The sequence below is a fragment of the Kitasatospora sp. NPDC059973 genome (assembly GCF_042737525.1).
In the GTDB taxonomy this organism is placed as follows: domain Bacteria; phylum Actinomycetota; class Actinomycetes; order Streptomycetales; family Streptomycetaceae; genus Kitasatospora.
On record NZ_JBHWUI010000265.1, the window covers coordinates 1 to 7333 of the forward strand.

The window sequence follows — 7333 nt, forward strand, 5'->3', positions numbered from 1 at the left end:
GGCCGCGTCTGTTGTTTATACGACACTGGGCCCCCTGCCGCCGCCCGCGCCCGCCCGGGGGGGCCGCCCCCCCCCCGGCGCCGGGGGCGGCCCGCCGGGCCGGTGGTACGCGGTGTCAGCTCGCGCCGCCGCGCTCCCACCGGTAGAACTCGTGCGCCATGGCGTCCTTGGGCCCCCGCCAGGTGGCCGGGTCGTAGGCCTGGACGTAGGCGGTGAGCCGGTCGCTGACGTCCCGGAACTCCGGGTGCTCGACGACCCGGGCGACGGCCGGGCCCGGCGGGCGGTCCGCCTCGATCAGGTGCAGGTAGACGTCGCCGAACTGGAAGAGGCTGCGCCCCGTGACGCCGATCAGGTGCGGGAGTTCGCCCCGGTCGGACTCGGCGAACACCTCGGCGATGCCGCCGGCGGCGTCCGGCTTCATCCGGGCGACGATCAGTGCGCGGTGCATCCGGTTCAGACCTCCCCCGCCTGCTTCTCGACCTTCTCGCGGATCAGCTGCATCTGGACCCGCGAGTTGCGGTTGATGTGGTTCACCATGCCGTCGTCGTCGACCGGCGCGGTGGGCTTCATCGCGAAGTCCTGCACCCAGCGCATCCTGGTGCCGGCCGGGACCTCCGCGTACTCCCAGCGGATGTCCATGAACTCGAACGGCCCGGGCTCGACCCGGCGGGCGCGCACCGCGAGCGAGGCCCGGTCGGTGGTGCGCTCGGAGACCCAGCTCCACACCTGGCCGTTCTCGTCGGGGTGCATGGTCAGCCGGAACCGCACGCTGTCGCCGTCGCGCTGCAGCACCTCGACCGAGGCGTACTCGCTGAACAGCTGCGGCCAGTTCTCCAGGTCGTTGGTGACTTCCCAGACCAGGTCGAGCGGGGCGGCGATGACGATCTCGTTGTCCGTGTGTCCGGGCATCTCAGGCACCGGCCTTCGTGGCGAACGAGGAGTTCACCAGGTCGAGGAACTCGGCCGGCGTCTTCGCCGACTCCGCTCCGTTGGTGACCTTCACGCCGTGTCGGTTCTCCAGCTCGCCGACCACGCCGAGCAGACCGAGGGAGTCCACGCCGAAGTCGTCGAAGCTGGCGCCCGGGCGCTCCAGGTCGAGCGGGTCGATCACCACGCCGGCCCGCGCCTGGATCAGCGCGGCCAGTTCGGGGTGGCTGAGGGTGTTGCTCACGGGATGTTCCCTTCAGTTCGTTGCCAGAGCAGTGGTTCGGTCAGGCCCGGTCCCCGCGCCGGAGCACCAGCGCGGAGTTGGAGCCCATCAGCCCGCGGCTGAGCACCAGCGCGGTGCGCAGCTCGGCCGGGCGGGCGCGGCCGGTCACCAGGGCGAGGTCGTGGCAGACCTCGGTGACGTTGGGGGTGGGCGGTACCACGCCGTCCTCCATGGCGAGCACCGCGGCGGCGGTGTCCAGCAGGGGCGCGCCGCAGTACGCCCGGCCGGTGCCCGCCTTCGGGGCGGTCACCGGTACCCGCTCGGCGTACGGGCCCAGGGCGTCGGCCAGGGCCAGCGCCTCGGCGCGGTCGGCGGCCGGGACGCCGAGGGCGTCGGCGAAGACCACGTCGACCTCCTCCGGAGCGATCCGGGCCTGGTCGAGCGCGATCCGGACGGCGTTGGCCAGCCCCTCGCGGGACTCCTCCCAGCGGGAGGCGCCGGTGAACGTGGCGCCGTGCCCGGCCAGGTACGCCCGGACGGTCGCGCCGCGCCGGCGGGCCGTCTCCTCGTCCTCCAGCAGCAGCATCGCGCCGCCCTCGGCGGGGGCGAAGCCGTTGGCGGCGGCGGAGAACGGCAGGTAGGCCCGGTCCGGCCGGTCGTCGAGGCTGAGCTCGGGGTAGCCGAGCTGGCAGACCATCGAGTACGGCGCCAGCGGGGCCTCGGCCGCGCCGGCCACCACCGCGTCGGTGCCGCGCTCGATGGCCCGGGCGGCGTGCGCGAGGGCGTCCAGGCCGCCGGCCTCGTCGCTGGCGACCACCCCGCACGGGCCCTTGTAGCCGCCCCGGATCGAGACCTGGCCGGTGCTGGCCGCGTAGAACCACGCGATGGACTGGTAGGGGCCGACGAACTGTGGTCCCTGGCCCCAGAGTTGCTGCAGTTCGCGCTGGCCGAACTCGCCGCCGCCGGAGCCGGCCGCGGTCACCACGCCCACCCCGAACGGCTGGTCGGGGTCGGGAACGAACCCGGCGTCCGCCACCGCCAGGTCGGCGGCGGCCATCGCGTAGTGCGTGAAGCGGTCGGTCTGCACCAGGTAGCGGCTGTCGATCACGGACTGCGGGTCGAAGTCCCGTACCTGGCCCGCGACGCGCAGCGGAAAGTCCGCGCAGCCCTCGCGGGATATCCGGTCGAGGACGCTCACGCCCTGCCTGGTGGCCTTCCAGAAGGCGTCGGCCCCCACACCGTTCGGCGCGACCACGCCGAGGCCGGTGACCACCGCCCGGCGGCCCTGCTGACGTGACGTCATGGATCTCACCCCGTTCTGTTGAGCACGACGGCGGACTGGAATCCGCCGAATCCGCTGCCGACCGACAGGATGTGCCGGAGGGGCAGCTCGCGCGCGGTGCGCGGCACGTAGTCGAGATCGCACTCCGGGTCCGGAGTCTCGTAGTTGGCGGTCGGCGGTACCACGCCGTGGGCCAGTGCGAGGGTGCAGGCGACCACCTCGATCGCGCCGATCGCGCCGAGCGAGTGCCCGACCATCGACTTGATCGAGCTCATCGGCGTCCGGTACGCGTGCTCACCGAGCGAGCGCTTGACGGCCGCCGTCTCGTGCCGGTCGTTCTGTTTGGTGCCCGAGCCGTGCGCGTTGACGTAGTCGACCTCGGTGCGGTCCACCCGGGCGTGGGCGAGCGACTCGTCGATCGCCCGGGACATCTCCAGCCCCTCCTGGGTGAGGCCGGTCATGTGGTACGCGTTGCCGAAGGTCGCGAAGCCGCCGATCTCGCCGTAGATCCGGGCCCCGCGCCGCCGGGCGTGCTCCAGCTCCTCCAGCACCAGGACGGCGCCGCCCTCGCCGAGCACGAAGCCGTCGCGGTGGGCGTCGAAGGGGCGGGAGGCGTGCTCCGGGTCGTCGTTGCGTTCGCTGGTGGCCTTGATGGCGTCGAAGCAGGCGACGGTGATCGGCGAGATCGGCGAGTCGGAGGCGCCGGTGACGCAGATGTCGGCGCGCCCCTCCTCGACCGCCTGGAAGGCGTAGCCGATCGCGTCCAGTCCGGAGGTGCACCCGGTGGAGACGGTCTGCACCGGGCCGTGCGCACCGGTGCGCTCGGCGACCGCGGAGGCCAGCGTGCTGGGTGCGAAGGCGCGGTGCAGCTGCGGCTCGGCCCGTCGGTGGTCCACGTCCCAGCGCGCGCCGCCGGCGCTGACCAGGGCGTAGTCGTGCTCCAGCCGGGTGGTGCCGCCGACGGCGGTGCCGAGCGAGACGCCGATCCGCCACGGGTCCTCCGCGGCCAGGTCCAGGCCCGAGTCGGCGATCGCCTCGTCCGCCGCCACCATGGCGAACTGCACGTAGCGGTCGGCCCGTTGGACGTCCTCCGGGCTCAACCCGTGCGCCGCCGGGTCGAAGTCGCACTCGGCGGCGATCCGGGAGCGGAATCCGGTGGGATCGAAGAGCGTGATGCCCCTGGTCGCCGTCCGCCCGGAGGTGAGCAGTTGCCAGAAGGCCGGTACGCCCACGCCGCCGGGCGCGACCACACCGATCCCCGTGACGGCGACCCGCCGGGTCACGAAGCCACCTTGGCGTGTTCCGGCGGACCGGAGGTCACCGCTCCCTCGGTCTCCTCGGTGTCGACGTGGCCGAGCTCCGGGCGGGGGGCGAGCGGGCCGAGGTGGAAGACCATCCGGGCCTCGGTGTCGCCGACGTTGCGGAAGCGGTGGCGCATGTCGATCGGGATCATCAGGCCCTGGTCGGGCCGGAGCGAGTGGGTCACCCCGTCCAGGTCCACCTCCAGTTCGCCGGCGACGACGAAGACGAACTCCTCGGAGTACGGATGGTAGTGCTCGCCGATCCGCTCGCCGGGCTGCACGATGGCCAGGCCCATGAAGCCGCTGGTGGCGCCGCAGGTGGTCGGGGTGAGCATGGCGCGCAGGTCGCCGCCGCGCCGGCGGTTCTCCGGCGCCTCGTCGACGTGCACGATCCGTGGGTACTGCGTGGACATGGTTTCTTCCTTCGGGAGTCGGAGCCGGCGCAGGGCCGATGGTCGGTCAGGTGAGCTGCGAGCTGCGGTCGGTGACCGGGCTCATGGCGCGGGCGGCGAGGAGGGCGCTCAGGCCGGCGACGGTGCGCAGGTCGCCCTCGGCGCCGAGGTCCAGCAGCCGGCCGAGGACGGTGGCCTCGCGCTCGCCGGCCACGCCCAGGGCGACGGCCGGTTCGGCCTCGGCCGGGACCCGCAGGTCCACCAGGCGGACCACGACGTCCTCCCGGTGGAAGACGGTGGCGGCCGCGAGCGGGCCGGTCGGGTCGGCGGTGGCCAGGTTGTCGTGCTCGGCGAGCAGGGCGGCCACGGCCGCGCCGTTGCCCGGCTTGACGGGGTAGAGCACGGCGTGCCGGTGCAGCCGGCCGGAGGCCGGGGAGCCGGCGATCGCCTGGTGCTCGGCGGGCAGCGCCGCACGGGCGAAGAAGGCGCGTGCCGCCTGCGGGTCGCCGAGCTGGCGGGCCTCCTCCAGGTACGGGTTGATGGCCTCCTCGACCGCGCGGACCTCGGGCTGCATCGCCACGTGGCGCAGCGCGTCGCCCAGGTTGCCGACCACCTCGACGGCCCGGACCACCCGGTTGCCGTGCATGAAGAGGGAGGTGCGGCGCAGCTGGGTGGTCTCGTCCACCTCGGCCTTGGGGGAGGCGTAGCCGGAGAGGATCCGGGCCACCTCGTGCTCGCTGCCGGGCTTGACGGTGAAGGTCAGGGCGTGCCGGACCACCCCGTCCGGGCCGGGCGCGGCCTGCGGCGGGCCGACGTGCCCGGCCGGCGCGGTGCGCGGCAGGCCGGGCGGCACGTCCACCGGCTTGCGGGTGCCGGTGGCACCGGCCGCGGAGGTCTCCCGGAGGATGGAGTAGCGCAGCGAGCGGAAGGTGTCGCTGACGCAGCCGTGCATCGGCTTGACCATCTCGCGGTGGGCGGGGCTGTCCACCCACTTCAGGAAGGTCTCCTGGTCCTTCCACTCGCTGGTGATGAGCCACTGCCGCGGGTCGTTGATCGACTGGCAGAGCTGGTCGCTGACGTGGCCGGGGACCGAGGCCACCTGGTGGCGCAGCTTCTCGTACACGTCGAGGAAGCGCTGCTGGGCGCCGTCCTTGATCTCCAGCATCAGCATCACGCGCAGTCGGGTGTGCTGCTCGGAGTGCTGCTCGGCCTGCGGTTCGGACAGAGTCGTCATGATCCACTTTCTTGCTTCGGGCGCTGCCCGCGCCGGGCGGCTTCCGTCCGGACGGGCCCCGGCGGGGGGAGGGCGGTGCGGTGGCGGTCGGCCCGGGCGGGTGGGGGCCAGGCCTGAGGTCGATCGTGCGCGGACCCCACGGGTGGCGCGAGATATGCGGGCCATCCGGGCGACGAGGCGGCAGAAGGGACCCGCGGCGGGGGATGGAAGAGCGGGGCCGACGTGCGCGCGGGCCCCGCCGAGGGCGACGCCGAGCCCCGTAGCCGGGTCGCGAACCCCCGTACAGGCTGGAGCAATTGATGAATCCGAAGGTTGACGACCGGGTGCCGGTCCTGATCGTCGGCGGCTCGCTGGTCGGGCTGTCGGCCTCACTCTTCCTGGGCCGACTGGGTGTCAGACACCTGCTGGTCGAGAAGCACGCCGACACCTCGCGTCACCCGCGTGGCCGAGGCAACAACGTCCGCACGATGGAGCTCTACCGGGGGGCGGGGATCGAGACGGCGATCCGCGAGGCCGCCTCGGTGCTCGCCGCGAACCACGGCATCCTGCAGGCCCCCTCGCTGACCGGCGAGGAGCAGGAGTGGCTGTTCCGGGAGATCGACCCGGGCGGCCGGCTGGCCCGGTTCAGCCCCAGCTCCTGGTGCCTGTGCAGCCAGAACGACCTGGAGCCGGTCCTGCTGAAGGCCGCCCGCGAGCTCGGCGGCGAGCTGCGCTTCAGCACCGAGCTGGTCTCCTTCGAACAGGACGACGAGGGGGTGACGGCGCTGCTGCGCAGCCGGGAGACCGGCGAGGAGCGCACCGTCCGGGCCCAGTACCTGATCGCGGCGGACGGCCCGCGCAGCCCGGCCCGGGAGGCGCTGGGCATCGGCCAGAGCGGCAAGGGCGAGCTGTTCCACAACGTCAGCATCACCTTCCGGGCCAAGCGGCTGGCCGAGGTGGTGGGCGACCGGCACTTCATCGCCTGCTACCTGACCAACCCGGACGCCGACGGCGCGCTGCTGCCGGTGGACAACCACGAGGAGTGGGTCTTCCACGCGCCGTGGCACCCGGAGCACGGCGAGCCGCTGGAGGCGTTCACCGACGAGCGGTGCGTCCGGCACATCCGGGCCGCCGTCGGGGTGCCGGACCTTGAGGTGGAGGTCACCGGCAAGGCCCCCTGGCACGCGGCCGAGCGGGTGGCGACGCGGTACTCCGCCGGGCGGGTCTTCCTGGCCGGGGACTCCGCGCACGAGATGTCGCCGACCGGCGCGTTCGGCTCGAACACCGGCATCCAGGACTCCCACAACCTGGCCTGGAAGCTGGCCGCGGTGCTCTGCGGCTGGGCCGGACCGGGGCTGCTGGAGACGTACGGGCAGGAGCGCCGGCCGGTGGCGGAGGTGACCAGCGAGCGGGCCTCGGCGCGCTCCGCCGAGCACAGCCACCCCGGGTACGCGGTGGTGCCCGGGGTCGGGCGGCAGGCCGGGGTGCTGGCGGTGGCGCTCGGCTACCGCTACCCGGTGGGCGCGGTCGCCGGGGCGGACCCGGCCGGGCCGGTGGTGCCGGAGGCGTTCGAGTCCGGCGGCGAACCCGGCAGCCGGGCGCCGCACCAGTGGCTGCTGCGGGCGGGCGTCAAGCTCTCCACCCTCGACCTGTACGAGCAGGCGATGGTGCTGCTGACCGGCCCCGAGGGCACGGCCTGGCACCAGGGCGCCCGCCGGGCGGCCGACCGGCTGGCCGTGCCGCTGGACACCTACCGGATCGGCACCGGGGCGGAGGACGACCTGGCGCCCGAGCCCGGCGCGGACTTCGCCGAGCTGCACGGCCTCCGGCCGGGCGGCGCGGTGCTGGTCCGCCCGGACGGCTTCGTCGCCTGGCGCAGCGAGGACGCGGTGGCGGACCCGGAGGCGGCGGTGGAGGCGGCGCTGCGTACGGCGCTCAAGCTGTAGCCGCGAGCGGGCGGCGAACGCGGGGCGGGCCCGCCGGTGTGTACCGGCG

At 74.0% G+C, this 7333-nt stretch carries 8 protein-coding genes; 1 reads left to right on the forward strand and 7 read right to left on the reverse strand.

Going from position 1 to position 7333, the window contains the following annotated elements; translation table 11 throughout:
* Positions 1–115: 115 nt before the first annotated feature.
* The 7 genes from ACFWA9_RS37170 to ACFWA9_RS37200 are packed head-to-tail and all read right to left on the reverse strand — an operon-like array spanning position 116 to position 5359.
* A complete protein-coding gene (locus tag ACFWA9_RS37170) occupies positions 116–448 on the reverse strand; it encodes a TcmI family type II polyketide cyclase (protein ID WP_352297475.1) in 333 nt (110 codons plus the stop codon).
* 5 nt (positions 449–453) lie between these two features.
* Positions 454–909: an SRPBCC family protein gene (locus ACFWA9_RS37175; protein WP_329490974.1), complete on the reverse strand. Its 456-nt coding sequence runs from the start codon at positions 907–909 to the stop codon at positions 454–456.
* A 1-nt stretch (position 910) separates the two neighbouring features.
* Positions 911–1171: an acyl carrier protein gene (locus tag ACFWA9_RS37180; protein ID WP_329490975.1), complete on the reverse strand. Its 261-nt coding sequence runs from the start codon at positions 1169–1171 to the stop codon at positions 911–913.
* A gap of 40 nt (positions 1172–1211) precedes the next feature.
* On the reverse strand, positions 1212–2453 hold the full coding sequence (locus ACFWA9_RS37185) for a beta-ketoacyl synthase N-terminal-like domain-containing protein (protein ID WP_329490976.1): 1242 nt from the start codon (positions 2451–2453) through the stop codon (positions 1212–1214).
* A gap of 5 nt (positions 2454–2458) precedes the next feature.
* Positions 2459–3715, reverse strand: coding sequence for a beta-ketoacyl-[acyl-carrier-protein] synthase family protein (locus ACFWA9_RS37190; protein ID WP_352297473.1), 1257 nt, complete (start codon positions 3713–3715; stop codon positions 2459–2461).
* Positions 3712–4146: a cupin domain-containing protein gene (locus ACFWA9_RS37195; RefSeq protein ID WP_329490978.1), complete on the reverse strand. Its 435-nt coding sequence runs from the start codon at positions 4144–4146 to the stop codon at positions 3712–3714. The genes ACFWA9_RS37190 and ACFWA9_RS37195 overlap by 4 nt, the downstream gene beginning before the upstream one ends.
* Before the next feature lie 46 nt (positions 4147–4192).
* Positions 4193–5359, reverse strand: coding sequence for a SchA/CurD-like domain-containing protein (locus ACFWA9_RS37200; RefSeq protein ID WP_352297470.1), 1167 nt, complete (start codon positions 5357–5359; stop codon positions 4193–4195).
* Positions 5360–5658: 299 nt separating this feature from the next.
* Between ACFWA9_RS37200 and ACFWA9_RS37205 the strand changes: the two genes are divergently transcribed.
* A complete protein-coding gene (locus ACFWA9_RS37205; protein WP_329490980.1) occupies positions 5659–7284 on the forward strand; it encodes an FAD-dependent monooxygenase in 1626 nt (541 codons plus the stop codon).
* Positions 7285–7333 lie beyond the last annotated feature (49 nt).

What these genes read in the sequence shown, in the direction of transcription:
- ACFWA9_RS37170 (WP_352297475.1), bottom strand. Translation starts at nt 448, where the DNA reads ATGCACCGCGCACTGATCGTCGCCCGGATGAAGCCGGACGCCGCCGGC.
- ACFWA9_RS37175 (WP_329490974.1), bottom strand. Translation starts at nt 909, where the DNA reads ATGCCCGGACACACGGACAACGAGATCGTCATCGCCGCCCCGCTCGAC.
- ACFWA9_RS37185 (WP_329490976.1), bottom strand. Translation starts at nt 2,453, where the DNA reads ATGACGTCACGTCAGCAGGGCCGCCGGGCGGTGGTCACCGGCCTCGGC.
- ACFWA9_RS37195 (WP_329490978.1), bottom strand. Translation starts at nt 4,146, where the DNA reads ATGTCCACGCAGTACCCACGGATCGTGCACGTCGACGAGGCGCCGGAG.
- ACFWA9_RS37200 (WP_352297470.1), bottom strand. Translation starts at nt 5,359, where the DNA reads ATGACGACTCTGTCCGAACCGCAGGCCGAGCAGCACTCCGAGCAGCAC.
- ACFWA9_RS37205 (WP_329490980.1), top strand. Translation starts at nt 5,659, where the DNA reads ATGAATCCGAAGGTTGACGACCGGGTGCCGGTCCTGATCGTCGGCGGC.